Raw genomic sequence first — 26814 nt, forward strand, 5'->3', positions numbered from 1 at the left:
CATGCATTGTGGCGACGCATCGCCCACCACATGCATCAATTCAAATAACTCGCATCCAGCTTGCCCTCGCCCGCCATCTGGCGCACGATGCGGATCGTGTCGATGTCGGCTTCCTGGTAGGCCGACTTCTTGAATTCGTCGTACATCTTGCTGGCCTGGTCGAGCGACTCTTCCTTGCCGTCATCGTAGGTAAACCGCACCAGCAGCATCGCCGAGGTCGGGGCTTCGATCGTCATGACCAAGGTCGAGGCGCTGATCTCTCCCTGGGCCGGGACTTCGTAGCGCACTTCCTGCAGCGGGGTCAGCAGCACCGTGTCCTCGACCACCAGCTCGCCGTAGCGCAAGCGGCGTTTAAAAGTGCCGGACTCGCGCGCGCCGATCTCGCAGTCGTCCAGGTGCGGGATGAACAGCTTCGGCGACTCCGCGCGGATCACCAGGCCGCGCCACAGCTGCTCGCGGGTCAGCGTGTCCAGCAGCGGGTTCATCGGGTCGTTCACTTCGATCAGGTGTTCAAATTTCATGTGTCTGCTCGTCATAGGGTAGGCGGGGCGCCAAAGGGGCGATGGTAGCCGATATGGCGCCTAGTTCGATAGCAGGATCGCGTTCTGGCGCCGCTGCAGGAAGGCAATGCCGATCAGGATGGCGAAGGAAATCGCCAGCAATACCAGGGCATATGCGTGCGCCGCCCCATAATTCAACTTCTGCGCCTCGTCATAGAGCGCAATCGAGGCCACCCGGGTCTGCCCCGGAATATTCCCGCCCAACATCAGCACGACGCCGAATTCGCCCATCGTGTGCGCAAAGCTGAGCGACACGCCGGTCAATATGCCGTGTTTCGACAGCGGCAGCACGATCGCCCAGAAGGTTTGCCGGCGCGTCAGGCCCAGCGCCAGCGCCGACTGCACCAGCTCGCGCCCGACGCCGCGGAAGGCGGCCTGGAAGGGCTGCACGGCAAACGGCAGGCTGTACAGCACCGATCCCGCCACCAGCCCGGCGAACGAAAAGGGCAAGGGATGGCCGAACACCGACATCCAGGCCGCGCCCACGGGTTGCTGCGGCGCCATCAGCATCAGCAAATAAAAACCGATCACGGTGGGCGGCAGCACGATCGGCAGGCTGACCAGGGTCTCGATAAAAATGATGCCGCGCATCTTGCTGTTGTTGAGCCAATTGGCGAGGGGAATGCCAATGACCAGGAGCACGATGGAGGTGACGGCGGCCAGGCGCAGGGTCAGGCCGATCGCGTCCCATAGTTCGGCGGGAAACTGCCAGTCGGTCATTCGGCGGCGCCTGCCGGCAAATTGAACCCATTGCGCGCCAGGATGGCCCGCGCCTCGGGCGAGGCCAGGAAGCGGATGAAGCCGCTCGCGTGCGGATTGGCGGCGCCGGCCCTGGTGACGATCGCCCCTTGCTCGATCGGGGCCATCCCCGTTGCCGGCAGCAGCGCGTGGCGGCCCACGCCTTTCAGCTTGGTCGCGTGCAAAGTGGCGTACGAGACGATGCCGATCTGCGCGTTGCCGGTCTGGACGAACTGCGCCGTCTGGGCGATGTTTTCGCCGACCACGAGTTTGGCTTGCACCTCGTCCCACAGGCCGGCCCGTACGAGCGCCGCCTTGGCCGCGCGGCCATAGGGCGCCGTCACCGGATTGGCGATCGCCAGGCGTCTGACATTCGGATCGGCAACGAGGGCGGCCAGGCCGCGCTGCGGGTCGACCTGCGGATCGAGCGACCACAAGGCGATGCGCCCGATCGCATACGGCAGCAAGGTGGCGCCGTCGGCCGCGCCCAATTTCGCCAGCTGGCGCGGGTAGTCCATGTCGGCCGACAGGAAGACGTCGAAGGGAGCACCGTTGCTAATTTGTGCAAAAAAGTTGCCGGATGCGCCAAGCGAGACCTTCGGTTCGGCATCCGGCGCCGTTTTCCGGTACGCACCGACGAGTTCGTCGATACAATAGCCGAGATCGCTGGCGGCAGCGACCAGCAGCGGGCGCGCCAGCGCCGGCATCGACAGGGTGGCGGCCAGCAAAAAGCATAGCAATTTTTTCATGCTGAACATTGTAGCGCGCGGCGCCGTGCCCTTAGCCCGCGCTTCGCTACAATACTCGGCTGTCTTCAAGAATATTTCCCATGTCCAACGCACCAAAGTTCGGCCTGAACGGGCCGCAAAGCGAAGCCGTGCTCTATCTCGACGGCCCCTGCCTGGTGCTGGCCGGCGCCGGCTCGGGCAAGACGCGTGTGATCACGCAAAAGATCGCCTACATGATCGAAGAGTGCGGCTACGATCCGCGCACGATCGCGGCGCTGACCTTCACCAACAAGGCCGCGCTGGAGATGCAGGAGCGTATCGCCAAGCTGTTGAAGCAGCCGAAGCAGGCCAAGCAGCTGACGGTATCGACCTTCCACTCGCTGGGCGTGAAAATCCTGCGCCAGGAAGCGGCCGGCGTCGGCCTCAAGGATCGCTTCTCGATCATGGACAGCGATGACTGCTACACGATCGTGTCCGACCTCGGCCTCACGACCGACAAGCAGGAGATCCGCCGCATCCAGAATGCCATCTCCTTGTGGAAGAACGGTCTCGTGGATCCCGACGACGCGATCAACAACGCGAAAGACGAGGACGAGGCCCAGGCCGGGCGCATCTACCGCAGCTATGTGGCGACCCTGGCCGCCTACCAGGCGGTCGACTTCGACGACCTGATCCGCCTGCCGGTGGAGCTGTTCCGGAATAACGAGCCGATCCGCGACCGCTGGCAGAGAAAACTGCGCTACCTGCTGATGGACGAGTACCAGGACACCAACACCTGCCAGTACGAACTGGTAAAACTGCTGGTGACGGGCCTGGGCAAGAAGCCGATGTTCACGGCGGTGGGCGACGACGACCAGGCGATCTATGCCTGGCGCGGCGCCTCGGTCGAAAATCTGAAAACGCTGCAGACCGATTTCCCCGACCTGCGCGTGATTAAACTCGAACAGAACTACCGCTCGACGACGCGCATCCTGCAGGCGGCGAATGCCGTCATCGGCAACAACCCGAAGATCTTCGAAAAATCGCTGTGGTCGGAACACGGCCTGGGCGAGCCGATCAAGGTGCTGGGCATGCAGAGCGACGAGCAGGAAGCGGATCAGGTGGCGATCATGATTTCGTCGGATCACTTCCAGCGCAAAAATAAATGGTCGGACTTCGCGATCCTGTATCGGGGCAACCACCAGGCGCGCATCATCGAGCAGGCGCTGCGCAAGGAACGCATTCCCTACACGATCTCCGGCGGCCAGAGCTTTTTCGACAAGGCCGAGATCAAGGACATCATCGCCTACCTGCGCCTGATCGCCAACGAGGGCGACGACCCGGCGTTTATCCGCGCCGTCACCACGCCCAAGCGCGGGGTCGGCATGGCGACCCTGGAGGTGCTGGGCGAATTCTCGAAGCAGTGGAACTGCTCGCTGTTCGAGGCGGCCTTGAAGGGCGGGATCGAGGGCAAACTGGCCGACCGCCAATTGCACCCGCTGCGCGACTTCTGCCACTTCATCAACGACCTCGAATCGCGCGCCAGCCGCCCGGGCCCCTCGGGCAGCGGAGAGAACGCGGCCGCGGTGCTGGACGACATGATGAAGGAGATGAATTACGAGCACTACCTGTACGAGAACTTCGACGACCGCGCCGCGCAAGCGAAATGGCAGAACGTGATGGAGTTCACCAACTGGCTGAAGGAGCGCGGCAACGGCGGGCGCGACGGCACGAGTGAAGAGAAGAACCTGCTCGAGCTGACCCAAATGGTGGCGCTGATGTCCATGCTGGAAGGCTCGGACGAGGAGCAGGACGCGGTGCGCATGTCGACCCTGCACGCCTCGAAAGGGCTGGAGTACCCGCACGTGTACCTGGTCGGCGTGGAGGAGGGCATCCTGCCCCATAAAGGCGATCCGGACGACCCGATCGAGAAGATCGCCGCCCGCATCCAGGAAGAGCGCAGGCTGATGTACGTCGGGATCACGCGCGCCCAGCGCACGCTGCAGGTCACCTGGTGCAAGAAGAGGAAACGCGCCGGCGAGCTGGTGCACTGCGACCCCTCGCGCTTCATCAAGGAGATGGCGCTCGACGAGGGCATTGCCGTGCCCCAGGAATCGGAGATCATCAGCCCCAAGGATCGCCTGGCGAGCCTGAAAGCCTTGCTGAATACGCCGAAGCCGGATGCCGGCAAGCTGCTGTCATAATGCGCGTTTTAAGGTAGGGACGCACCGTGGAACACGAAGACCGTTTTGTCGATATCGAAATCAAGCTGGCGCACATGGAGGATCTGGTCGACTCCCTGAACGGCATCGTCTACCAGCAGGCGCGCCGCATCGACCAGCTCGAGGGCATCGTGCAGACGCTGGCCGAACACCTGCGCAACCTGCGCGAGACCGGGCAGCAGATGCCGGCGAACGAGCGGCCGCCGCATTATTGAGCGTGGCGTTTCGGCGCGCATACGTTGTAACGCGTGGGCTCGAGAGCCCACGCCACGTTACCCCGGCAGCGCAGGCTTTATTCTGCAGCTAACAATTCGCCAAGACGCTTACCCAGACACAGCAAAGTCAGCGTCGGCGGCAGCCCCCACGGCTCCGGAATCACCGACGCATCGCACACGAACAAGCCCGGCGTCTTGGTCTGCAAATCCGCATCCACCCCCGCCCCGATGCGCACGCTGCCGCCCGGATGCGCGGCGAAATGCCAGGATTTGAAGAGGTGATGCGCGCCCGCTTCGCGCAGGATCGCCCGGGCCAGTCCGACCCCGTGCGCCAGCTTGCGGCGGTCGCCTTCCTGCAGCGTCTTGTCGGCCCAGCGCGGGCCGACGCCGCCGCCGATCCCGTCGCGGATCTTGACCATCAGCGACAGGGTGCGCCGGTGCGCAAACAGGCGGTCGGCGCGGCCGACCTGCAGCGCAAAGGCCTGGTACATCGGCTGCGGCAAGGTCAAGTCCGCGAGTGCGACGCCTTCTTCCTGCAAATGCAGGCCGGCCGCCATCGGCACTTCGGCGCCGCCCTCGATGTCGTCCACCGTCCCCATCACCGCCACCACCGGGTCGCTGAAGAAGGGACTGCTACGCGGCCCCAGGCCGGAGCTGTGCAGCAGGCGCGGGCTGCCCAGTCCCCCGCCGGCGAGCACGACCCGCGCCGCGGCGATGCGGCGCAGCTTGCCGCCTACCTCGACTTCGACTCCGGCCGCGCGACCATCCTCGACCAGCACCCGCAGCACGCGCGCGCGCTCGACCAGTTGCGCGCCGTGGCGGCAGGCTTCGTCGATGAAATCGCGCGCCGACCATTTGGCGCCGAAAGGGCAGCCGTACACGCAGCGCCAGCAGCCGCTGCGGCAGCTATCCGGCCGGATCATCTTGTCGAGTTTGCGCCAGTCCAGCGACAGTGCCTGCGCCGCCGCCATCATGCGGCCGGCCATCGGGCCGACCAGGGTGTCGGGCAGGGGCGCCATGGGCAGTTCGGCGCGTAGCTCGGCCAAGGCCGGGGCGAGATCGATGCCGTAGCGCGCGAACATGGCGTGCGGCGGCGGCGCGGCGGTGGCGAAATTGATGGCCGAGCTGCCGCCCAGGGTGATGCCGGCCACCAGCAGCGAAGCGTCGCGGTGCAGGTAGGCACCCTTGCCTGGTACCGCCGCCATCGCGGCCATCTGGCCGATGGTGCCCTTCAGCGGATCGGCGCCGCCCTGTTCCAGCACCAGTACGCGCAAGCCGCGCCCTGCCAGCTCGCGCGCCGTGCTGGCGCCGCCGGGGCCGCTGCCGACGACGATCGCATCATACGATGCCCGCAAAATGGGGAGCATAGGGGAAAAGACTGGTTTTACCGGCGCGGCAACTTCCAGTCGGGCCGCACGAAGTGGCAGGTGTAACCGTTCGGGATCCGTTCCAGGTAATCCTGGTGCTCCGGCTCGGCTTCCCAGAACGGGCCTGCAGGCGCGATCTCGGTCACGACCTTGCCGGGCCACAGGCCGGACGCGTCGACGTCGGCAACGGTGTTCTCAGCAACCCGTTTTTGCTCGTCGTTCAGGTAATAAATGGCGGAGCGGTAGCTGAGGCCGCGGTCGTTGCCCTGGCGGTTCGGTGTGCTCGGGTCGTGGATCTGGAAGAAGAATTCCAGGATTTGGCGGAAGCTGATCCGGGCAGGATCGAACACGACTTCGAGCGCTTCGGCGTGCGTGCCATGGTTGCGGTAGGTTGCGTTCGGCACGTCGCCGCCGGTATAGCCGACGCGGGTGGACAGCACGCCGTTCTGGCGGCGCAGCAGCGCCTGCATGCCCCAGAAGCAGCCGCCTGCCAGGATGGCGGTTTCAGTTTGCACGGTCATCATCGGTTCTTTCATGTGGGGGAGGAGCCTCATTCGAGGCGCTAACCTCTCATGATAGCCACTTCGTCCATTGCGCGTATGCGTGTAGGTGCGCTACCGGAAAAATTTCGAATAAGGAAAAAACCCAGCAAATACATACGTCTGGCAGCATGTCTATACATCTTTGTATGCCATTGTTTCACCCGTGCCGACACGACTATAAGCCTGCTATGATCTGGCGCGACCTGTCGGCGGCGATCCCGCGACAGCCCTATTCGTGTCTGTGAGAGAGACCATGAAACGCCCACACATGCTTATCATCGCCGCCAGCCTGGCGTTTGCCGGCGCCGCCTTTGCGGCCCAGCCGGCCCCAAGCGCTGTTCTCGACGCATCGAACCCCTTCGCCAAGCCGAGCGCGCTGCCGTTCAACTACCCGGCCTTCGACAAGATCAAGGACGAGCACTTCCTGCCAGCCTACGCCGCCGGTATGCGCGAGCAGCTGCGCGAAGTGGCGACCATCGCCAACAATCCGAAGGCGCCGACCTTCGAGAACACCATCGTCGCCATGGAACGCTCGGGCCAGATGCTGTCGCGCGTGGCGGCCGTGTTCTCGAACCTGCAGACCGCGAACACCAACGACCGCCTGGACGCCGTCGACCGCGAGATGTCGCCCAAGCTGGCCGCGCACAACGACGCGATCTACCTGAACCCGAAGCTGTTTAAGCGCGTCGACACCCTGCACGCCAAGCGCGAGCAGCTGGGGCTGGATGCCGAATCGAAGTTCCTGCTCGAGCGCTATTACAAGGAATTCGTGCGCGCCGGCGCCAAACTTTCCGCCGCCGACAAGGAAAAGCTCAAGCGCTACAACGGCCAAATCGCCTCGCTGCAATCGGACTTCTCGCAACGCGTGCTGAAGGAAGCCAACGCCTCGGCGCTGGTGGTGAATACCCGCGCCGAACTGGATGGGATGTCGGAGGCCGAGATCACGGCCGCCGCCGCGGAAGCGAAAAAGCGCGGCCTCGATGGCAAGTACGTGATCGGCATCGCCAACACGACCATCCAGGCGCCGCTCGCGAGCCTGAAGAACCGCGCGGTGCGCGAACGCCTGCAGGCGGCCTCGATGAACCGCGGCGCGCGTGGCGGCGAATTCGACACGCGCGAGCTGGTGCTCAAACTCGTGAAACTGCGCGCCGAACGCGCAACCCTGCTCGGCTATCCGAACTACGCCGCCTACTCGCAGGAGCTGGAAACGGCGAAGAACCCGGCCGCCGTGAATAAACTGCTGGCGGAACTGGCGAAACCGGCAATCGGCAACGCCAAGAAGGAAGCGGCCGAGATGCAGAAGATCGTCGACGCCGAGAAAGGTAATTTCAAGATCGCCGCCCACGACTGGGCCTATTACACCGACAAGGTGCGCGCGGCCCAGTACAACTTCGACGAGAACCAGCTGCGCCCGTATTTCGAACTGAACAACGTGCTGGTGAACGGCGTGTTCTTCGCCGCGACCAAGGAGTTCGGCATCACCTTCAAGGAGCGCAAGGATCTGCCGGTCTACGACCCGGACGTGCGCACCTTCGACGTGATCGACGCCGACGGCAAGCAGCTGGCGATCTTCCTGTTCGATCCGTACGCGCGCTCGAACAAGCAGGGCGGCGCCTGGATGAACGAATACGTGTCGCAGTCTCACCTGCTGGGCAAGCATCCGGTCGTGGGCAACCACCAGAACATTCCGAAGCCGCCCGCCGGCGAGCCGACCCTGCTCACCTACGACGAAGTGCGCACCATGTTCCACGAGTTCGGCCATGCGCTGCACGGCATGTTCTCGAACGTGAAGTACCCGCACTTTTCGGGCACCAGCGTGCCGCGCGACTTCGTCGAGTATCCGTCCCAGGTCAACGAGATGTGGGCGATCTGGCCGGAGGTTCTCTCCAATTACGCCAAGCACCACAAGACCGGCGCGCCGATGCCGAAGGAATTGCTGGACAAGGTCGTCGCTTCGAAAAAATTCAACCAGGGCTTCATGACGAGCGAATACCTGGCCGCGTCCCTGATCGACCAGCGCTGGCACCAGCTCACCCCGGCCCAGATTCCGAACGACGTGCTCGCCTTCGAGGCGCAAGCGTTAAAGGAAGCCGGCGTCGATTTCGCCCCGGTGCCGCCGCGCTACCGCACGACGTATTTTTCGCACTCGATGAACGGCGGCTATTCGGCCGGCTACTACGCCTACCTGTGGAGCGAAAAGCTCGACGCCGACACGGTCGAATGGTTCAAGGAAAACGGCGGCCTGTCGCGCAAGAACGGCGACCACTTCCGCAAGACCCTGCTCTCGCGCGGCGGCACCACCGAGGCGATGAACCTGTTCCGCGATTTCCGCGGGCGCGATCCGGTCATCGAGCCGCTGCTCGAGCGCCGCGGCCTGGTGGGCGGCCAACCATAATCATCGTTTACGCGTGGGCTCGGAGAGCCCACCCTACGGTACGCCACTATCCGTGGAAATCACCACCGGCCGAGGCGTAACGTAGGGGACATGGAGGCCAATGGCCTTCATGTCGGGTTCACCGGGCGCCCCGTGCCCACGGGGAAGCACGCACCGTGTTCGCATCACATTTTTACCGCAACATCATTACATAGAGACTTCATGAACCGTTCCCACATCCTGCTCGTCGCCGCCGCCAGCGCCGCCGTCGCCAACCTCGCCTACGCCGCCCCGGCCTCGCTGCTCGACGCGTCGAATCCGTTCGCCAAGCCGAGCACCCTGCAATACGGCTACCCGGCCTTCGACAAAATCAAGAACGAGCACTTCGCGCCGGCCTTTGCCGAGGGCATGCGCCAGCAGGCGGCCGAGATCGAGGCGATCGCCAACAACAAGGCGGCGCCGACCTTCGAGAACACGATCGTCGCAATGGAACGTTCGGGCCAGCTGCTCGACCGCGTGCAATCGGTCTTCTCGGCCCTGATCGGTTCCTACACCAACGACACGCTGCAGGCGCTGGACAAGGAACTGGCGCCGAAGCTGGCCGCCCACGGCGACGCCATCCGCCTGAACCCGAAGCTGTACGCGCGCATCAAGGCGCTGTACGACAAGCGCGACAAGCTGAACCTGGACGCGGAATCCAAATTCCTGGTCGAGCGCTACAACAAGGACTTCGTGCGTGCCGGCGCCCAGCTGTCGGAAGCCGATAAACAGAAGCTGCGCGCCTACAACGGCCAGCTGGCCGCGCTGCAGACCGCCTTCAGCCAGAACGTGCTGAAGGAAGTGAACGCCTCGGCCTTCGTGGTCGATACCCGCGAAGAACTGGCCGGCCTGCCCGAAAAGGCGATCGTCGCCGCCGCCGCCGAGGCGAAAAAGCGCGGCCTGGACGGCAAGTTCGTGATCCCGGTCGTGAACACCACCCAGCAGGCGCCGCTGTCGCTGCTGACTAATCGCGCCACCCGCGAAAAGCTGCTGAACATTTCGACCGTGCGCGGCTCGCGCGGCGGCGAATTCGACAACCGCGCCATCGTCCTGCAACTGGCCAAGCTGCGCGCCGAACGCGCCGAACTGCTCGGCTACGAAAGCCACGCGGCCTATTCGCTGGAAGACCAGACCGCCAAGGACACGGCTTCCGTCAACAAGCTGCTGTCCGACCTGACGGTGCCGGCGGTACGCAACGTCAAGAAGGAAGCGGCCGAGATCCAGGGCGTGATCGATGCCGAAAAGGGTGGCTTCCAGGTTGCGGCCTACGACTGGAACTATTACAGCGACAAGGTTCGCGCCGCCAAGTACTCCTTCGACGCCAACCAGCTGAAACCCTATTTTGAATTCAACAACGTCCTGAACGGCGCCTTCTTCGCGGCGAACCAGCTGTGGGGCATCACCTTCAAGGAGCGCAAGGATCTGCCGGTCTACGATCCGGACGTGCGCGTCTACGACGTGTTCGAGGAAGACGGCAAGCACCTCGCCATCTTCGTGATGGATCCGTATGCCCGCGCCAACAAGCGCGGCGGCGCCTGGATGAGCGCCCTGGTCACCCAGAGCACGCTGCTCGGCCACAAGCCGGTCATCACCAACAACCTGAACCTGGCCAAGCCGGCCTCAGGCGAGCCGACCCTCCTGAGCTGGGACGAAGTGCGCACCACCTTCCACGAATTCGGCCACGGCACCCACGGCTGGTTCTCGAACGTGAAGTACCCGCGCTTCTCGGGCACCAGCGTGCCGCGCGATTACGTCGAACTGCCGTCGCAGGTCTACGAGATGTGGATGGCCTGGCCGGAAGTACTGGCCAACTATGCCAAGCACTACCAGACCGGCGCGCCGATGCCGAAGGAACTGCTGGACAAGCTGCGCGCCTCGCAGCGTTTCAATGAAGGCTACCGCACGACCGAATACCTGGCCGCCGCGGTGCTCGACCAGAAATGGCACCAGATCGGCTCGAAGGCGATTCCGAGCGACGTGAAGAGCTTCGAAGCGCAGGCGCTGAAGGAAGCGGGCCTGGACGTCGGCCCGGTGCCGCCGCGCTATAGCTCGACCTACTTCTCGCACGCCTTCTCGGGCGGCTACTCGGCCGGCTACTACAGCTACCTGTGGGCCGAGCGCCTCGATGCCGACGCCGGCGAGTGGTTCAAGGAAAACGGCGGCCTGCAGCGCAAGAACGGCGAACGCTTCCGCAAGATGGTGCTGTCGAAGGGCGGCACCATGGACGCGACCGAGATGTACCGCGCCTTCCGCGGCCGCGATCCGGTGATCGAGCCGCTGCTCGAACGCCGTGGTTTGACTGCGAATTAATCAACGTCGCGCGTGGGCTCGGAGAGCCCACCCTACGGTGCACCCCCGTCTGCTGCAAGTTCCATGGACGGTTGCGCACAGTAGGGTGGGCGCCCCGGGCCCACGCGTAAACGCCGCACATCCCCAGCCTCTACTTCCCTGCACACTTCCAACATCACAACGAGACCCCATGAACCGCTCCCACATCCTGCTGGCCGCCGTCAGCCTCGCCGTCGCCAGCATGGCGCACGCCCAGACCACCACCCCGGCCCCGGCCGCCCAGACCAGCGCGGCCGCCGCCCCGTTCGACGTGTCGAACCCGTTCGCCCAGCCGAGCACCCTGGCATTCAACTATCCAGCCTGGGACAAGATCCGCAACGAGCACTTCGCGCCGGCCTTCAAGGAAGGCATGCGCCAGGAAGCGGCCGAAATGGAAGCGATCGCCAATAACAAGGCGGCGCCGACTTTCGAGAACACCATCGTCGCCATGGAGCGGTCGGGCAGGCTGCTCGACCGCGTACAGGCCGCGTTCGGCACCCTGGCCGGTTCCTACACCAACGACAGCATTCAGGCGCTGCAGAAGGAACTGTCGCCGCAGCTGGCCGCCCACAGCGATGCGATCCGCCTGAACCCGAAGCTGTACGCGCGCATCAAGGCGCTGTACGACAAGCGCAGCAAGCTGAAACTCGACGCCGAATCGAACTACCTGCTCGAGCGCTACCACACCGATTTCGTGCGCGCCGGCGCCAAGCTGTCCGAGGCCGACAAGCAGAAGCTGAAGGCGTATAACGGCCAGCTGGCCGCCCTGCAGACCCAGTTCGCCCAGAACGTGCTGAAGGAATCGAACGCCTCGGCCCTGGTCGTCGACACCCGCGCCGAACTGGCCGGCATGACCGACAAGCAGATCGACGCCGCCGCCGTCGAGGCGAAAAAGCGCGGCCTGGACGGCAAGTTCGTCGTCCCGGTCGTGAACACGAGCCAGCAGGCCGGCCTGTCGGTGCTGACCAACCGCGCCACCCGCGAAAAGCTGCTGGCGGCCTCGCTGGCGCGCGGCTCGCGCGGTGGAGAGTTCGACAACCGCGACGAAGTGCTGCAGATCGCCAAGCTGCGCGCCGAGCGCGCCGTCCTGCTGGGCTATCCGAACTACGCCGCCTACAACCTGGAAGAGCAAACCGCGAAGAACACGAAGGCGGTCAACAGCCTGCTGGCCGAATTCGCCAAGCCGGCCGTGAACAACGCCAAGAAGGAAGCGGCCGAGATCCAGAAGGCGATCGATGCCGAGAAAGGGGGCTTCCAGGCCGCCGCCCACGACTGGGCCTTCTACAGCGACAAGGTGCGCGCCCAGCGCTATGCCTTCGACGCGTCGCAGCTGCGCCCGTACTTCGAACTGAACCGCGTGCTGGTCGACGGCGTCTTCTTCGCCGCCAACAAGGAATTCGGCCTCACCTTCAAGGAGCGCAAGGATCTGCCGACCTATGTCGAGGACGTGCGCGTGTTCGACGTGTTCGATGCCGACGGTTCTCAGCTGGCGATCTTCACCTTCGACCCGTACGCGCGTTCGAACAAGCGCGGCGGCGCCTGGGCCAATGCCTGGGTGGCGCAGAGCAAGCTGCTGGGTACCAAGCCCGTCATCGCCAACAACCTGAACATCGCCAAGCCGGCCGCCGGCGAGCCGACCCTGCTGACCTACGACGAGGTGCGCACCACCTTCCACGAGTTCGGTCACGCGCTGCACAGCATGTTCTCGGAAGTGAAATACCCGCGCCTGGCGCGCGTGCCGCGCGACTACGTCGAGTTCCCGTCGCAGGTGAACGAGATGTGGATGGCGTATCCCGAAGTGCTGGCCAACTACGCCAAGCACTACCAGACCGGCGCGCCGATGCCATCGGCGCTGCTGGATAAAGTGCAGGCCTCGCAGCAGTTCAACGAAGGCTTCCGCACCACCGAGTACCTGGCGGCCTCGCTGCTCGACCAGGCCTGGCACCAGCTGTCGCCAAGCCAGATCCCGACCGACGTGCTGGCCTTCGAGGCCGAGGCATTGAAGAAGGCCGGCGTGGACATGGCGCTGGTACCGCCGCGCTACCGCACCACCTACTTCTCGCATACCTTCTCGGGCGGCTATTCGGCCGGCTACTACGGCTACCTGTGGGCCGAGAAGCTGGACGCCGACACGGTGAACTGGTTCAAGGAGAACGGCGGCCTGACGCGCAAGAACGGCGACCACTTCCGCAAGACCCTGCTCTCGCGCGGCGGTACGCTCGATGCGATGCAGATGTACCGCAACTTCAGCGGACGCGATGCGCAGGTGCAGCCGCTGCTGGAACGCCGCGGCTTGACGGGGCAGTAAGCCCTGTAGCGGCCGGCGCCCCGCCGGCCGCTGTTTTACACGACACTCTCACGGCGCAGCCTCAGGCCGGGCCGGAGACGACCCGCAGCTCGATATCGCCCGCCGCCGCCGCGCTGGCGGGGTCGCCGTTCACGCGGCCGACGTCGGCGCCTGGGCGCACGCCCATGCAGCAGGTGGCGCGGTTGCGTCCTCCCGTTTTCGACATGTACAGCAAGGCATCGGCCACGCGCAGGGCCTCGGCCCAGTCCTGCGCCGGCCAGGCCGGCCATGCGATGGCGCCGGCGGAAGCACGCACGGGAATGGCCACGCCATTGCACACCACCGGCGCGTGGCCCAGTTCCGATAACGCCTTGGCGGCGACGACCGCCAGGCCCTCGGCCGAGGTGCCCGGCAAGGCCAGCACGAATTCCTCGCCGCCCCAGCGCACGACCGCATCCTGCTCGCGCACGACGCCGCGCAGGCGCTCGGCGACGGCCTTGAGCACCTCGTCGCCGGCCAGGTGCCCATGGGTGTCGTTGATCTGCTTGAAGTGGTCGATGTCGAGCAGTACCAGGCCGATGCCCGCATCCTGCCGCTTCATGAACTGTTCGAAGTGGCGGCGATTGAAGGCGCCGGTCAGCGGATCGTGGATCGACTGCGAGGTCAGCGCGGCATTGTCGACCACGAGCGCCTGGTTGCGCCGGCGCGTCATGCGCAGCCATTGCACCAGCAGCGCCGTCGACAGCAGCAGGGCCACCGCGACGGCGATCCACTGGCGCTGCTCGGCCTCGGCGCGGGCATGCGCGAGCGACAGGCGTTCGATTTCGCGGGTCTTGCGCTCGGTCGAGAATTGTTCCTGGAGCGCCAGCACGGCCTTTTCGCGCTCGGCGGAGGTGATGTCGCCCGAGAGCTTGACCACGCGCCGCAACACGGCGAGCGCTTCGCGGTCGCGGCCGGCGTGTTCGAGCACGTTCACCTGTTCCGCCAGCAGATCCAGCACTTCGCGGCGCCCGCCCACCTGTTCGGCTTTCGTCATGGCGCTGCGCATCAGCGCCATGCCCTCGTCGACGCGGCCGCTGCGTGCCAGGGCGCTGCCGCGGTTACTGATCGCAAATGCCAGGCCGAGTTCATCGCCGGTCTGGCGCGCCAGCTGTTCCGCCGCCTGGGTCGCCGCGATCGCCTGCGGATATTCGCCCCGGTGGATGTGGTAGGCCGAGAGGTTGCCCTGGGCGAGCTGTTGCAGATCCTCGGTGCCGGGGACGCCCTGCGTGATGCGCAGCACATCGAGCAGGGCCTCGTGCGACTTCTTCTCCTGCTCCAGCGTACCGTACAGATAATTCTGGTTGATGCGGGCCTGCGCCATCGCATACCGGAAGCCGATGCGCTCGGCAAGGGCATAGCATTCGTCGGCCACCCGCAGTGCGCTGGCCAGATCCCCGCGCGGCAAATGCACGCGCACCAGCGCATGCAGCATGCGCGCCTCGAGCGCCGGCAGGCCGGCCCGCTCCGCCGTCTCGACCGCGCGCAAGCCCAGGCTCAGCGCAGCGTCGTACTGCTCGTGCCGCACGCGGGCGCCCGACAGCATGTCCAGGCGCTCGGCTTCGAAACGCAGGTCGGAGGAGGGCGGCAACGCGGCAAGCTGATCCATCAGGCCTTTGACGAGCTCGTCCTGGTCATGCATGTCGGCATGCGCGATGCGCACAGCCAGCAGACGCGGGCCGCAGGGCGCGCAGCGGCCGCCGTCCGCCAGGCGCTGCAAGGCCGCCAGCGCGGTATCGAGCTGCGCCTTGTGGCGGCCATGGACGGCCAGCTGCGCCAGCGTGGCGTGGTAGCGCAGTTGCTGTTCGACGGGCGCATTGACATCGGGGCGATCGGTCACCGCCTGCAGGCGCTCGATCGCCAGGCGTGGCGATGCGTAGCCATGCCGGTCGAGATCGTCGAGCGCCAGCGCCAGGGTTTCCGCAGCCGCGGCCAGGCCGCTCGCGCACAGGAGCAGTGCCGCGGCCAGTGTGCGCACGGTCGGCCGTCGGTGGCGCCTCGGCAGGGCGGCAGTGGAGGAAGTGGAAGGGTCAGCCATGGTGGGGAAGAATAGCAGTTCGATGGCGCCAGCTGGTTGTATCGTTGCTACTGCGCAATATTTTTCGGCGGCCCCATGGCACCCATGTGTGTCCATGCCGCCATCGTCCGATCCGGTGTATAAACTGCACCTGATTCCATTTCAAAAAGCACCCCAGCGATGAGTGTTCAAGCCCTGCACGGTATTACCTTAGAATTCCTGTTAACCCGCCTGGTCGAACACTATGGCTGGGAGGGACTTGGCCGCCGGATCGACATCAATTGCTTCCAGAAAGATCCGAGCATCAAGTCGAGCCTGAAGTTTTTGCGCCGCACGCCGTGGGCGCGCGAAGAAGTCGAGAAGCTGTACCTCGAGACCCGCTTCACCAACTAGCGACAGAGAGAACCGCCATGCTGAACGAGAACGATTCGAACCTGAAAGCGCACCTGAAAACGCTGCACCGCAGCCTGGCTGAAACGGACGAGGTCGATGAAGAGCTGCAGATGCTGCTGCGCCAGCTCGACGGCGACATCAAGCACGTGCTCGATCGGCGCGCCGACCAGGATCTCGATGCCAATACCTATGGCCTCGGCTCGCGCACCCAGGAACTGAGCGCCCGTTTCACGGCGCGCCACCCGAACGTGGCCTCAGCCCTGCGCGAACTTGGGAATATGCTCTCAAGTATGGGAATTTAAGTGGGTGCTCAACCACAAGTCATTGAAATCTAAGCAATTTCTGGAAGGGGCAGCAGCCGGCATATCGGTTTTCCGGTAAAATATCGGCCAATGACCCCAACCAATCTCTTCGCGAGCGTTCCCAAGCGCTCCAGCCGCGCACCTGCCGCGCCCTTCCTCCCGATGACCCGCGCCGAAATGGAAGCGCTGGGCTGGGATTCGTGCGACGTCATTCTCGTCACCGGCGACGCCTACATCGACCATCCGAGCTTCGGCATGGCGCTGGTCGGCCGTTTGCTGGAGGCGCAGGGCTACCGGGTCGGCATCATCAGCCAGCCGGACTGGCAGTCCGCCGAGCCCTTCCGCGCGCTGGGTAAGCCGAACCTGTACTGGGGCATCACGGCCGGCAACATGGACTCGATGGTCAACCGCTACACCGCCGACCGTAAAATCCGCTCCGACGACGCCTACACCCCGAACGCCGAGCCGAACAAGCGCCCGGATCGCGCGGTGACCGTCTACGCCCAGCGCGTGCGCGAAGCCTATCCCGGCGTGCCGGTGGTGATCGGTTCGATCGAAGCCTCGCTGCGCCGCATCGCCCACTACGATTATTGGTCGGACAAGGTGCGCCGCTCGGTGCTGTTCGAATCGAAGGCGGATCTGCTGATCTTCGGTAACGCCGAACGGGCCCTGGTCGACGTCACGCGCCGCATCGCGGCCGGCGAAAACATCAAGAACATCCGTGATATTCGCGGCACCGCCTTCCTGGTGCCGCAGGGCTGGCTGCCGGACGAAGAATGGAGCGTGCACAATTCCACCCGCGTGGACGTGCCAGGCCGCATCGACACGCACCCGAACCCGTACGCGATGGCGCAAGAAGACACCAAGGCCTGCGCCACCGAGAACGCGAAACCGGAACCGGAAGTCAAACCCGTCATCATCATGACGCGCGAACAGCGCCAGGCCGCAGCGCGCGAAAAGGCGATGAAGACGGTCGTCCGTTTGCCGTCGTTCGAGACCGTCAGCGAAGACCCGGTGATGTATGCGCACGCCTCGCGCGTGTTCCACCTCGAATCGAACCCGGGCAATGCGCGCGCGCTGGTGCAGGCGCATGGCGACCGCGACGTCTGGCTGAACGCGCCGCCGCTGCCGCTGGCCATGGACGAGATGGACAACGTCTACGACCTGCCGTATGCGCGCAATCCGCACCCGAGCTATGGCAAGGCGCACATCCCGGCCTGGGAAATGATCCGCTATTCGGTCAACATCATGCGCGGCTGCTTCGGCGGCTGCACCTTCTGCTCGATCACCGAGCACGAAGGCCGCATCATCCAGAGCCGTTCGGAACCGTCGATCCTGCGCGAGATCGAAATGATCCGCGATACGACGAAGAATTTCGCCGGCACGATCACCGACCTGGGCGGCCCGACGGCGAACATGTACCGCCTCGCCTGCAAGGAAAAGAGCATCGAGGAATCCTGCCGTCGGCTGTCCTGCGTCTATCCCACCATCTGCAGCAACCTCGGCACCGACCACAGCAAGCTGATCCAGCTGTACCGCAAGGCGCGCGCGATCCCCGGCGTGAAAAAGATCCTGATCGGTTCCGGCCTGCGCTACGACCTCGCCGTGCGCTCGCCCGAGTATGTGAAGGAATTGGTCACGCACCACGTGGGCGGCCTGCTGAAAATCGCGCCGGAACACACGGAGCAGGGCACGCTCTCGAAAATGATGAAACCGGGCATCGGTGCGTACGACGAGTTCAAGCGCATGTTCGAGAAATATTCGATCGAGGCCGGCAAGAAGCAGTACCTGATCCCGTACTTCATCGCCGCCCACCCGGGCAGCACCGACGAGGACATGCTGAACCTGGCGCTTTGGCTGAAGAAGAACAATTTTAAGTTGGATCAGGTGCAGACCTTCACGCCGACGCCGATGGCGATGGCGACGACCATGTACCACACCCGTAAGAATCCGCTGAAGAAAGTGACGGAGGATTCGGAAGTGGTGGAGACGGCGCGCAGCGGCAAGATGCGGAAGGCCCATAAAGCCTTCCTGCGCTATCACCATCCGGAGAACTGGCCGATCCTGCGCGAGACCTTAGTGAAAATGGGCCGGGGCGACCTGATCGGCAATGGCGAGCGTCACCTGGTGCCGGCCTGGCATCCGTCCGAAGAAAACGGCACGGCGCAAGCGGGCGACCGCAAGCGCCAGGGCGGCATGCCGCAGCCGCACCAGATCGCAACGGTCAAGCAACGCAAGCCGGAAGCGCGTCCGGCGCCGGGCGGACGCGCTGCTCCGGTCGCCGCCGCGCCAGAGCGTGCGCGGCCGTCGATCCTGGCTACCATCAAAACGAAGCCGAAGACGATCCGCAAGTAAGCGCACCTGCCAACACCGTCATGGCTGCGTTGCAGCGCCTTGCCCTGACAGTGTTGTCAGATGCTCCAAGCCATCATCAAGTTCGGCAAAAAACCGGCCCCTGCAGTATTGCGCGGGCCGGTTTTTTTATTGTTCATGATGCCTGTTGTACATTGACGACGTAACATTGTCTCCCTTGCACCGTCGTATCGCGTCGATTGTCGAGTATCCACACTAACTCATCAAGGTGTGTGAACCTATTTGACGAAACGATGTAGAATAATTCCTTTGGGAAACAACTGTTAGCTGCAAGATAATATTTCCGCCAGCGATAGGGGAAAGAAGCGCCGATATCGGCGGCAGCGCCTCAAGGACACGCAGTGATCGAACTTCATCAAATGTACATGCTGGCCGTCGGCCTCGGCAACCTTGCGTTCGCCGTGCTGATGGTCGCCTACCTGCGCGCCACCAGCGCCACGCCCGGCTTGCGGGTATGGATGTGGGCGCGCATGGTTTTCGGCGCTACCCAGCTGCTGGCCTGGGTGCGCCCGGCAACCGGGTTGCCCTTGCTGGCCATCGTCGAATCGGCGGGCTGGATCGCCGGCCTGACGCTCGAGGCAGCGGCGTATGCGCTGTTCTTCGGCTATCCGCAATTGCGGCGCTACCTGGTGCCGGTGGCCGCGCTCGGCCTGCTGCTGGCTTGCGCGGCTTCGCTGCACGGCTTGCCGCACCGCGAGCTGGTCGTGTACGTATCGCTGACGATGGGGTTTGGCTCCTTCACCACCGGCGCGATCCTGATGCATCCACGCCTGGCCGGCGCTACCGCATTGCAGCGCCTGATCGGCGCGACCGACATGGGGTGCGGCGCCGTGCTGGCCATCTGGGCGCTGATCGCCGTCACAGGCCGTGCGGTGCCGGGTTATGGCGAGACCATGGCCTATGTGGCCGGCTACCTGCTCCTGATCGTGAACGGCTTCGGCTTTATCTTGATGAGCAAGCAGCGCGACGATGCGCGCATGGAGCGCCTGGCCACCACCGACGACCTGACCGGCCTGCTGAACCGGCGTGCGTTCTTCGCGCGTGCCGATGCGGCGCGTCTGCTGTCGCTGCGCCAGCGCCAGCCGATCGCGCTGCTGATGCTCGACATCGACCACTTCAAACAGCTCAACGACCGCTTCGGCCATGCCACCGGCGACGAGGCGCTGGTGAAATTCGCGGCGACCTGCGCCGAGGCCCTGCGCGAGCACGACATCCTCGGCCGCCTGGGCGGAGAGGAGTTCGCGCTGGCGCTGCCCGGCACCGATCTGCCCGGCGCCCTGCACGCCGCCGAGCGCCTGCGCCAGGGCGTGGCCGATACCCGCCTGCTCACCTGCGGCAACCACTACACGATGACGGTCAGTATCGGCCTGGTCGTGATCGATCCGAACGAGGATCTGCCGGCCGCGCTGGCGCGTGCCGATCATGCCTTGTACGAGGCCAAACGCAACGGCCGCAACCGCATCGAAACGGGTGCCGCCGAGCGGCGCCAGGCCTGACGATCTCAGGTCTCCGCGGGCGCCACGCCCGCCAGCAGATCCTGCACGGCGCTCAGTTGCGCCGGCTTGGTGAGATGGTGGTCGAACCCCGCGTCGCTCGAGCGCAGCCGGTCGCTTTCCGCGCCCCAGCCGGTGAGGGCGACCAGGGTCGCCGTTTCCAGGCCCGGCGTGCTGCGCATGGCACGCGCCGTTTCGTAGCCGTTCAGGCCCGGCATGCCGATGTCGAGGAACGCGACCTGCGGCAGGAAGGCGCGCGCCGCTTCCAGGGCGGCGATGCCGTCGTGTACCACGCGCGTGCGATGGCCGTCGGCTTCCAGGATCATCGACAGCGTCAGCGCCGCATCGACGTTGTCGTCGACCACCAGGATGCGCAGGCCGCGCGGCCGGCGCGACGCCGTATCCTGTTTTTCCATCCCGTACGAACCGGATGCGGCCGCGTCGCCGGCCAACGGCAGGCGCACCTCGAAGCGGCTGCCCTGGCCCGCGCCGGCGCTCTGTGCGCGCACCGTCCCGCCGTGCATCTCGACCAGGCGCCGCACCAGCGACAGCCCGATGCCCAGGCCGCCCTGGGCGCGCTCCATGTGGCGGTCGACCTGCCTGAACATGTCGAACACGGTGGTCAGGGAATCGGCGGGAATGCCGACGCCGTTGTCGGTGACCGTGATGACGGCCATGCCGTCTTGCGCGCACGCGGCCAGCTCGATGCGCCCGCCCGCCGGAGTATATTTCGCAGCGTTGTTGAGCAGGTTGGCGACCACTTGCGCGATACGGGTGACGTCGGCGTCCACCGTCAGGTCGGTCTCGGGCAGCGCCACCCGCAACCGGTGGCGCGCGGCCTCGATCAGGGGCGCGCTGGTTTCGACGGCGCTGGCCAGCACGCGCTTCAAATCGGCGCGCTCGCGCTTGAGTTCGAGCTTGCCGCCGCTGATGCGGGCGACATCGAGCAGGTCGTCGATCAGGTGCACCATGTGGCCGACTTGGCGCTCCATCATCTCGCGCACCTTGCGCACGGCCGTCGCGTTGTCGCCGGACAGGCGGATGACGCCCAGGCCGCTGCGAATCGGCGCCAGCGGGTTGCGCAGCTCATGGGCCAGGGTGGCCAGGAATTCGGTCTTGCGGCGGTCGGCGTCGGACAGATCCGCGGCCAGCCGGCGCAGCTGCTCCTCGTTGCGCTTGCGCGCCGTGATGTCGGTGAACAGCAGGGCGACCTTGCGGCTGTCGGCACCGCCGATGCGGGTGGCGTAGACATCGAACCAGCGCCCCATCGCCGCCGCCTCGTTCTCGAAGCGCACCGCTTCGCCCGTCAGCGCCACCTTGCCATAGGTGTCGAACCAGAAGCGGTCGAGCTCGGGCACCAGTTCGCGCACGGTCTTGCCGGTGGCGCCGGTGAGACCGGTGTGACGCGCGAACATCGCGTTCATCTCCAGGAAGCGGTAGTCGACCGGCACGTCCTGCGCATCGAAGAGCAGCTCGATGACGGCGAAGCCCTGATCCATCGATTCGAACAAGGTGCGGTAGCGTTCCTCGCTGGCGCGCAAGGCTTGCGCGGTGCGCTGGCGTTCCCTGGTGTCGAGCACGATCGCCACCATGCCCTGGTAGTCGCCGGCGGGGCCGTGCAGCGCATTGACACTGCTGGTGGCGGGGACGAGCGAGCCGTCCTTGTGCAGGTAATGCTTGTCGATGACAAAGCCGCGTCCGCGGGCCGCCAGGCCTTCCACCGCGGCGGCGCTCGCTGCGCGCGCGGCCGGCGCCGTTACCTCCATGACGGACATCCCGATCAGTTCCTGTTCGGTATAACCCAGCATGTCGCAATACTTGCGGTTCACGAGCGTGAAGCGGCCCTGGGCATCCGTCTCGACCACGCCGGTGGCTGCCTGGCCGACGAGCTTGGCGAAGTGCTCGCGGCTTTCGAACAGACGCTGCTCGTTCAGCTTGCGCTCGGTCTGGTCGACGCCGTGGGCCAGCAAGCCCGTGATCCGGCCGTCGGCGTCGCGCAGCGGCATGTAGACCAGGTCGACGAAACGCTGCTCCAGCGGTGCACCCGGATGGCGCTGCAGCATGACCGGCATGTCGCTGCCAAAATAGGGCTCGCCGCTGCGGTAGACGCCGTCGAGCAGCTCGAAGAAGCCCTGGCCTTCGATTTCCGGCAGCGCCTGGCGTACCGGCTGGCCGACCAGGTCGCGGTTGCCGACCAGCTGCAGGTAGCGCTCGTTGACCAGTTCGAAGCGGTGCTCCGGCCCGTTCAGCACGCACATGAAGGCCGGCGCCTGGTGAAAGATGTCGGCCATGCGCGCGTGCGCCGCCTGTAGTTCCTTGAGCAGGCGGTCGCGCTCGAGTTCGGCTTCGTGCGCGGCGGTCACGTCGCGCGAGACGGCCAGCAGATTCTGCAAACTGCCGTCATTTCCATGCACGGCGCTGACCACGACTTCCCACCAGCGCGGCGATCCCTTGGCTGTCGGGCAATAGGCCTTGATCTGCCCGGTGCCCCCGGCCCGTGCAATCGCGATCGCCCGGTCGATCGCATCCTGGCTTTCCTGCGGCCAGAAGGTGCGCCAGACGGCGCCGGCGAACGGGCTGAAATCGTCGATTTCCATGGCACACATCCCGTTCCGGTTCATCGCCATCACCCTGCCGTCAGTGCTGAGCAGTTTCACGCAATTGGGGCTGCTTTCGAACAGTTGCAGGCCGAGGGCGTTGGTGTCGATGGCGGGAGCGGGCGTGTGTTGCATGAGAGTCCAGGGCGCGGTGGAGCGGCGAAAGCTTATCTATATCACCGGTGGGAACTGTTGACTGTTCGTTCGGTAACGTCCGGCGACAGGCGAGAGAAAGTAGGGACGAAAAAAAAGGATTCGACGAATCGAATCCTTTTTCTTTGATGCTGGCGGAGCGGACGGGGCTCGAACCCGCGACCCCCGGCGTGACAGGCCGGTATTCTAACCAACTGAACTACCGCTCCGTTTTTACTGATCGGTTCTTCGTTTATCAACTGAATCCTGGTGGGCGCTGAGAGGCTCGAACTCCCGACCTAATCCTTGTAAGGGATCCGCTCTACCAACTGAGCTAAGCGCCCCGCTTACCGTATTCAGTTCATCCGACGTTTGTCATCGCGTCTGAAGAGGCCCGAATCATAGCGTATGGCTTCGCGAATGTGCAAGAGTTTTTCTGAAAAAGATGCAAAACGGGTTTTAGGAGGCAGCCCGGCCGCGCGCATGGTTTTATGCCACTATCTCCGGTACGCCACCACGAAGGAGTCCTGATGACCGTCGCCGACCCACGCCAGTTCCTGCTGCACCTGTTCGACACCGCGCTCGCCGCGGTCGACCCCGGTGCGCTGCTCGCCCGGCACTTGCCGCCACCGCCGCGCGGGCGCACGGTCGTGATCGGGGCGGGCAAGGCGGCAGCGCGCATGGCCGAAGCGGTCGAACGTCACTGGCAGGGAGCCTTGTCCGGACTGGTCGTCACGCGCTACGCGCACGGCGCGCCGACGCAACACATCGAGGTTGTCGAGGCCGGTCATCCGGTGCCGGACGCGGCCGGCGCAGAAGCGGCCGAACGCATGCTGGCGCTGGTGGGAGGTCTCACCGAAGACGATCTCGTGCTATGCCTGATGTCGGGCGGCGGCTCGGCTTTATTGTCGCTGCCGGCGCCCGGTATCTCGCTCGAGGAAAAACGCGAGATCAACCGCGCCCTGCTGCGCAGCGGCGCGCCGATCGGAGAGATGAACCGGGTGCGGCGCCACCTGTCGCGCATCAAGGGCGGGCGCCTGGCGCTGGCATGCTACCCGGCGCGGGTGGTGACCCTGGTGGTGTCGGACGTGCCGGGCGACGATCCGAGCGTGGTCGCTTCCGGGCCGACGGTACCGGACGGCAGCACGGCGCGCGAGGCATTGGAGATCCTCGAACGCTATGCGATTCCCTGTTCGGATGCCGTGCGCGGGGTGCTGACTGATCCGGCCCGCGCCGCGCCCCAGCCCGGCGATCCGCGCCTGGCACGCAACGAGACGGTCGTCATCGCCACCGCCCAGGCCGCGCTCGATGCGGCGGCCGATGCAGCGCGCGCGGCCGGCGTCACACCGCTGGTGCTGTCGAACAGCATCGAGGGAGAGGCGCGTGAGGTGGCCGGGGTGCATGCGGCGATCGCGCGCCAGGTACTCGCGCACGGCCAGCCCTGCGCGGCTCCGTGCGTGATCCTGTCCGGCGGCGAAACCACGGTGACGGTGCGCGGACACGGGCGCGGCGGGCGCAACGCCGAGTTCCTGCTGGCGCTGGCGATCGCACTGGACGGACGCGCCGGCGTGCATGCGCTGGCCTGCGACACCGACGGCATCGACGGCACCGAGGACAACGCCGGCGCGCTGCTCGACCCCGCTACGCTGGCGCGGGCAGCACAGGCCGGATTGGCGGCGCGCGCCATGCTCGCCGACAACGACGGCTACAGCTTGTTCGCGGCGCTGGGCGACCTGGTCGTCACCGGGCCGACCCGCACCAACGTCAACGATTTCCGCGCGCTGTTGATCCATGCGGGATCGAAAGCGGAAATTAGTGGTAACCATTAATTACAGCACGCTGACAAAACACAAATCATTTGTAAAAAATTTCGCTGGAAATAGAATGGCCGCGTCGACGCGGCCTTTTTTATGCCTTGTTCATATTCTAAATACTTGCATTACTTGCAAAGTAATGGTTGTTGTGACGATGATAAGGAAAACATACCATAGGATATTTGGCGTAAATACTGTTCATGCAAATAAACGATGTTTTTGTTAAATGAACGGTAGAAACCGTTGCTAAATTACGTCACTCGATTCGAAATTCCCGACACACATTTTTACTCCGCAGTACATTTTCTCAGCCGCCAGTTCGAGGGCACTTCCGAAATTCGGAGACCATAAAACAGGGCATTTTGCCTTGACGGAAAACTACACAACAAAGGGCTTAACATGAAGTCGACGCATTCGATTCACCCGAAATTGTTGAAAATCGCAGTTGCAGTTTCCTTTGCCGCAGGTTCGCTGAGCTTCGGCTCCGCAGTTGCCGGCAACGCTACCGAAGCACAGGCAGCCGGCGCCCCGCAATACATCCTTAATACCGACCGCATCATCGTCAAGTACAAGGACGCCAACGTCGGTGGCGCCCAGGCACGCGTCGCCACCGCGATGACGGCCGGCCGCCAGGCCATCGCCGACCGCGCCGGCCAGCAGCTCGGCCTGCGCCTGCAGGCGCTGCGCACGACCGCCAACGGCGCCCACGTGATGAAGATCGACCGCAAGGTCTCGCTGAAGGATGCCGATGCGCTGGCCCAGGAAATGATGGCACGCGATTCCTCGATCGAATACGCCGAGCCCGACCGCATCATGCGCAAGATGGCCACCGCGAACGACCCGATGTACACCCAGCAGTGGCACTACACCGAAGCCACCGGCGGCCTGCGCCTGCCGGCAGCCTGGGATCTGTCGACCGGTACCGGCGTGAAAGTGGCCGTGATCGACACCGGTATCCGTCCGCACGCCGACCTCTCGGGCCAGTATGTCGGCGGCTATGACTTCATTTCCGACGCCACCATCGGCAACGACGGCAACGGCCGCGACAGCGACGCTTCCGATCCGGGCGACTGGACCGCCGCCAACGAGTGCGCCGCCGGCGAACCGGCATCGGGCTCGAGCTGGCACGGTACCCACGTGGCCGGCACCATCGCCGCCAAGACCAACAACAGCCTGGGCGTCGCCGGCGTGGCCTACAATGCCCGCATCGTGCCGGTGCGCGTGCTCGGCAAGTGCGGCGGCTACACCTCGGACATCGCCGACGCCATCATCTGGTCGTCGGGCGGCACCGTCTCGGGCGTGCCGACCAACGCCAACCCGGCCAAGGTCATCAACATGTCGCTCGGCGGCGGCGGTGCTTGCGGCACCACCACCCAGAACGCCATCAACAGCGCCCGTTCGCGCGGCACCGTCGTTATCGTCGCGGCCGGTAACGAGAACATGAACGCCAGCAACTCGAACCCGGCTAACTGCGCCGGCGTCGTGACCGTCGCGGCGACCAACCGCAACGGCGCCCGCGCACCGTACTCGAACTACGGCACCGTGGTCGACGTGGCAGCACCTGGCGGCGACGCCAACGGCTACATCCTGTCGACGCTGAATGCCGGCACCAGCACCCCTGGCGCCGACAACTACGCCGGCTACCAGGGCACCTCGATGGCGACCCCGCACGTCGCCGGCGTGGCAGCACTGATGCTGGCCCGTAACAGCGCGCTGACCCCGGACCAGATCGAGTCGAAACTGAAGAGCACCGCGCGCGCCTTCCCGGGCACCTGCTCGGGCTGCGGCACCGGTATCGTCGACGCGGCAGCGGCGACGGCCTCGGCCACCACCAGCACCCCGGTCGGCCCGACGGTCTCGGAAACGGAATCGAACAACACGATCTCGACCGCGAACGCCATCAGCACCACCGGCACCACCGTCAACGGCGTCATCGGCAGCACGACCGACAGCGACTACTTCGTGGTTCAACTGCCAGCCGGCAAGACCCTGCAGGCAGCGATGACCCCGGGCCTGTCGACCGCCGACTACGACGTCTACATCTACAACAGCGCAGGTACGCAGCTGGCCCTGAGCGAAAACGGCGCCGGCGCGACCGACACCGCTTCGGTCTCGAACACGACCACCGCGACGGCCGCACGCTATGTGCGCGTCAAGTACTACAGCGGCGGCACCGGTTCGACCAACGGCAAATACACCCTGAAACTGAACTGGTAAGTTTTTTCCTGGTTGAGTAACAAGGTCGAAAGACGCGCGGCTTGCCGCGCGTCTTTTT

At 65.0% G+C, this 26814-nt stretch carries 18 protein-coding genes and 2 tRNA genes; 11 read left to right on the top strand and 9 right to left on the bottom strand.

Features of this window, described 5'->3' with window-relative positions; all coding sequences use genetic code 11:
• Window positions 1-35: 35 nt before the first annotated feature.
• Genes ASF77_RS15420 through modA form a run of 3 tightly spaced genes read right to left on the bottom strand, consistent with a single transcriptional unit; the run spans window position 36 to window position 2047 of the window.
• Window positions 36-521 carry an SRPBCC family protein gene (locus tag ASF77_RS15420; protein WP_056341068.1) on the bottom strand — a complete coding sequence of 162 codons (486 nt, stop codon included), beginning with the start codon at window positions 519-521 and terminating at the stop codon, window positions 36-38.
• Window positions 522-581: 60 nt separating this feature from the next.
• Entirely contained in the window at window positions 582-1280 is a 699-nt protein-coding gene (gene modB, locus ASF77_RS15425; protein ID WP_056341070.1) for a molybdate ABC transporter permease subunit, read from the bottom strand.
• Complete coding sequence (gene modA / locus ASF77_RS15430) at window positions 1277-2047, bottom strand: molybdate ABC transporter substrate-binding protein (RefSeq protein ID WP_056341250.1); 771 nt, start codon at window positions 2045-2047, stop codon at window positions 1277-1279. The genes modB and modA overlap by 4 nt, the downstream gene beginning before the upstream one ends.
• Window positions 2048-2127: 80 nt before the next feature.
• On the opposite strand from modA, the gene ASF77_RS15435 reads away from it, so the two are divergent.
• Both ASF77_RS15435 and ASF77_RS15440 read left to right on the top strand, forming a co-directional pair.
• On the top strand, window positions 2128-4209 hold the full coding sequence (locus ASF77_RS15435; RefSeq protein WP_056341072.1) for a UvrD-helicase domain-containing protein: 2082 nt from the start codon (window positions 2128-2130) through the stop codon (window positions 4207-4209).
• Between the two features lie 26 nt (window positions 4210-4235).
• A complete protein-coding gene (locus ASF77_RS15440) occupies window positions 4236-4442 on the top strand; it encodes a SlyX family protein (protein ID WP_082493800.1) in 207 nt (68 codons plus the stop codon).
• A gap of 77 nt (window positions 4443-4519) precedes the next feature.
• On the opposite strand, the gene ASF77_RS15445 is transcribed toward ASF77_RS15440, so the two are convergent.
• Both ASF77_RS15445 and msrA read right to left on the bottom strand, forming a co-directional pair.
• Entirely contained in the window at window positions 4520-5809 is a 1290-nt protein-coding gene (locus ASF77_RS15445; protein ID WP_056341074.1) for an FAD-dependent oxidoreductase, read from the bottom strand.
• 17 nt (window positions 5810-5826) lie between these two features.
• The gene (gene msrA / locus ASF77_RS15450; RefSeq protein ID WP_056341262.1) at window positions 5827-6330 is read right to left on the bottom strand and encodes a peptide-methionine (S)-S-oxide reductase MsrA; all 504 of its coding nucleotides are present in this window, start codon (window positions 6328-6330) and stop codon (window positions 5827-5829) included.
• Between the two features lie 274 nt (window positions 6331-6604).
• On the opposite strand from msrA, the gene ASF77_RS15455 reads away from it, so the two are divergent.
• From ASF77_RS15455 to ASF77_RS15465, 3 genes are all read left to right on the top strand, one after another.
• Complete coding sequence (locus ASF77_RS15455) at window positions 6605-8746, top strand: M3 family metallopeptidase (protein ID WP_229445457.1); 2142 nt, start codon at window positions 6605-6607, stop codon at window positions 8744-8746.
• Between the two features lie 201 nt (window positions 8747-8947).
• Window positions 8948-11074: a M3 family metallopeptidase gene (locus ASF77_RS15460; protein ID WP_056341078.1), complete on the top strand. Its 2127-nt coding sequence runs from the start codon at window positions 8948-8950 to the stop codon at window positions 11072-11074.
• A gap of 169 nt (window positions 11075-11243) precedes the next feature.
• Window positions 11244-13400 (top strand): M3 family metallopeptidase, encoded by a 2157-nt coding sequence (locus tag ASF77_RS15465; protein WP_056341079.1) that lies wholly within the window; start codon window positions 11244-11246, stop codon window positions 13398-13400.
• 61 nt (window positions 13401-13461) lie between these two features.
• Here the strand turns inward: ASF77_RS15465 and ASF77_RS15470 are convergent, their stop codons facing one another.
• On the bottom strand, window positions 13462-15396 hold the full coding sequence (locus ASF77_RS15470; RefSeq protein WP_056341082.1) for a diguanylate cyclase: 1935 nt from the start codon (window positions 15394-15396) through the stop codon (window positions 13462-13464).
• A gap of 219 nt (window positions 15397-15615) precedes the next feature.
• On the opposite strand from ASF77_RS15470, the gene ASF77_RS15475 reads away from it, so the two are divergent.
• The 4 genes from ASF77_RS15475 (at window position 15616) to ASF77_RS15490 (ending at window position 19999) form a co-directional block, all read left to right on the top strand.
• Window positions 15616-15828, top strand: a complete 213-nt coding sequence (locus ASF77_RS15475; RefSeq protein ID WP_056341083.1) for a VF530 family DNA-binding protein — start codon at window positions 15616-15618, stop codon at window positions 15826-15828.
• 17 nt (window positions 15829-15845) lie between these two features.
• Window positions 15846-16130, top strand: a complete 285-nt coding sequence (locus tag ASF77_RS15480; RefSeq protein ID WP_056341085.1) for a DUF4404 family protein — start codon at window positions 15846-15848, stop codon at window positions 16128-16130.
• A 162-nt stretch (window positions 16131-16292) separates the two neighbouring features.
• Entirely contained in the window at window positions 16293-18485 is a 2193-nt protein-coding gene (locus ASF77_RS15485; RefSeq protein WP_056341087.1) for a YgiQ family radical SAM protein, read from the top strand.
• A gap of 359 nt (window positions 18486-18844) precedes the next feature.
• Complete coding sequence (locus ASF77_RS15490) at window positions 18845-19999, top strand: GGDEF domain-containing protein (protein WP_056341090.1); 1155 nt, start codon at window positions 18845-18847, stop codon at window positions 19997-19999.
• A 5-nt stretch (window positions 20000-20004) separates the two neighbouring features.
• On the opposite strand, the gene ASF77_RS15495 is transcribed toward ASF77_RS15490, so the two are convergent.
• The 3 genes from ASF77_RS15495 to ASF77_RS15505 form a co-directional block, all read right to left on the bottom strand.
• Window positions 20005-22728: a PAS domain-containing protein gene (locus tag ASF77_RS15495; protein ID WP_082493803.1), complete on the bottom strand. Its 2724-nt coding sequence runs from the start codon at window positions 22726-22728 to the stop codon at window positions 20005-20007.
• Window positions 22729-22878: 150 nt separating this feature from the next.
• A tRNA-Asp gene (locus ASF77_RS15500) sits at window positions 22879-22955 on the bottom strand.
• Window positions 22956-22993: 38 nt separating this feature from the next.
• Window positions 22994-23069: transfer RNA gene (locus ASF77_RS15505), tRNA-Val, on the bottom strand.
• A 186-nt stretch (window positions 23070-23255) separates the two neighbouring features.
• On the opposite strand from ASF77_RS15505, the gene ASF77_RS15510 reads away from it, so the two are divergent.
• Both ASF77_RS15510 and ASF77_RS15515 read left to right on the top strand, forming a co-directional pair.
• Window positions 23256-24554: a glycerate kinase gene (locus ASF77_RS15510; protein ID WP_056341092.1), complete on the top strand. Its 1299-nt coding sequence runs from the start codon at window positions 23256-23258 to the stop codon at window positions 24552-24554.
• 384 nt (window positions 24555-24938) lie between these two features.
• Entirely contained in the window at window positions 24939-26756 is a 1818-nt protein-coding gene (locus ASF77_RS15515) for a S8 family serine peptidase (protein WP_082493804.1), read from the top strand.
• Window positions 26757-26814: the final 58 nt, after the last annotated feature.

The organism is Massilia sp. Leaf139 (assembly GCF_001424165.1).
GTDB lineage: Bacteria > Pseudomonadota > Gammaproteobacteria > Burkholderiales > Burkholderiaceae_D > Telluria.

Excerpts from the sequence above, each read along its gene's own strand:
- ASF77_RS15480 (WP_056341085.1), top strand. The coding sequence starts at position 15,846 with ATGCTGAACGAGAACGATTCGAACCTGAAAGCGCACCTGAAAACGCTG.
- ASF77_RS15475 (WP_056341083.1), top strand. The coding sequence starts at position 15,616 with ATGAGTGTTCAAGCCCTGCACGGTATTACCTTAGAATTCCTGTTAACC.
- ASF77_RS15485 (WP_056341087.1), top strand. The coding sequence starts at position 16,293 with ATGACCCGCGCCGAAATGGAAGCGCTGGGCTGGGATTCGTGCGACGTC.
- ASF77_RS15420 (WP_056341068.1), bottom strand. The coding sequence starts at position 521 with ATGAAATTTGAACACCTGATCGAAGTGAACGACCCGATGAACCCGCTG.
- ASF77_RS15515 (WP_082493804.1), top strand. The coding sequence starts at position 24,939 with ATGAAGTCGACGCATTCGATTCACCCGAAATTGTTGAAAATCGCAGTT.
- ASF77_RS15445 (WP_056341074.1), bottom strand. The coding sequence starts at position 5,809 with ATGCTCCCCATTTTGCGGGCATCGTATGATGCGATCGTCGTCGGCAGC.
- ASF77_RS15465 (WP_056341079.1), top strand. The coding sequence starts at position 11,244 with ATGAACCGCTCCCACATCCTGCTGGCCGCCGTCAGCCTCGCCGTCGCC.
- ASF77_RS15460 (WP_056341078.1), top strand. The coding sequence starts at position 8,948 with ATGAACCGTTCCCACATCCTGCTCGTCGCCGCCGCCAGCGCCGCCGTC.
- modB (WP_056341070.1), bottom strand. The coding sequence starts at position 1,280 with ATGACCGACTGGCAGTTTCCCGCCGAACTATGGGACGCGATCGGCCTG.
- ASF77_RS15435 (WP_056341072.1), top strand. The coding sequence starts at position 2,128 with ATGTCCAACGCACCAAAGTTCGGCCTGAACGGGCCGCAAAGCGAAGCC.
- ASF77_RS15510 (WP_056341092.1), top strand. The coding sequence starts at position 23,256 with ATGACCGTCGCCGACCCACGCCAGTTCCTGCTGCACCTGTTCGACACC.
- ASF77_RS15495 (WP_082493803.1), bottom strand. The coding sequence starts at position 22,728 with ATGCAACACACGCCCGCTCCCGCCATCGACACCAACGCCCTCGGCCTG.
- modA (WP_056341250.1), bottom strand. The coding sequence starts at position 2,047 with ATGAAAAAATTGCTATGCTTTTTGCTGGCCGCCACCCTGTCGATGCCG.
- ASF77_RS15455 (WP_229445457.1), top strand. The coding sequence starts at position 6,605 with ATGAAACGCCCACACATGCTTATCATCGCCGCCAGCCTGGCGTTTGCC.
- msrA (WP_056341262.1), bottom strand. The coding sequence starts at position 6,330 with ATGACCGTGCAAACTGAAACCGCCATCCTGGCAGGCGGCTGCTTCTGG.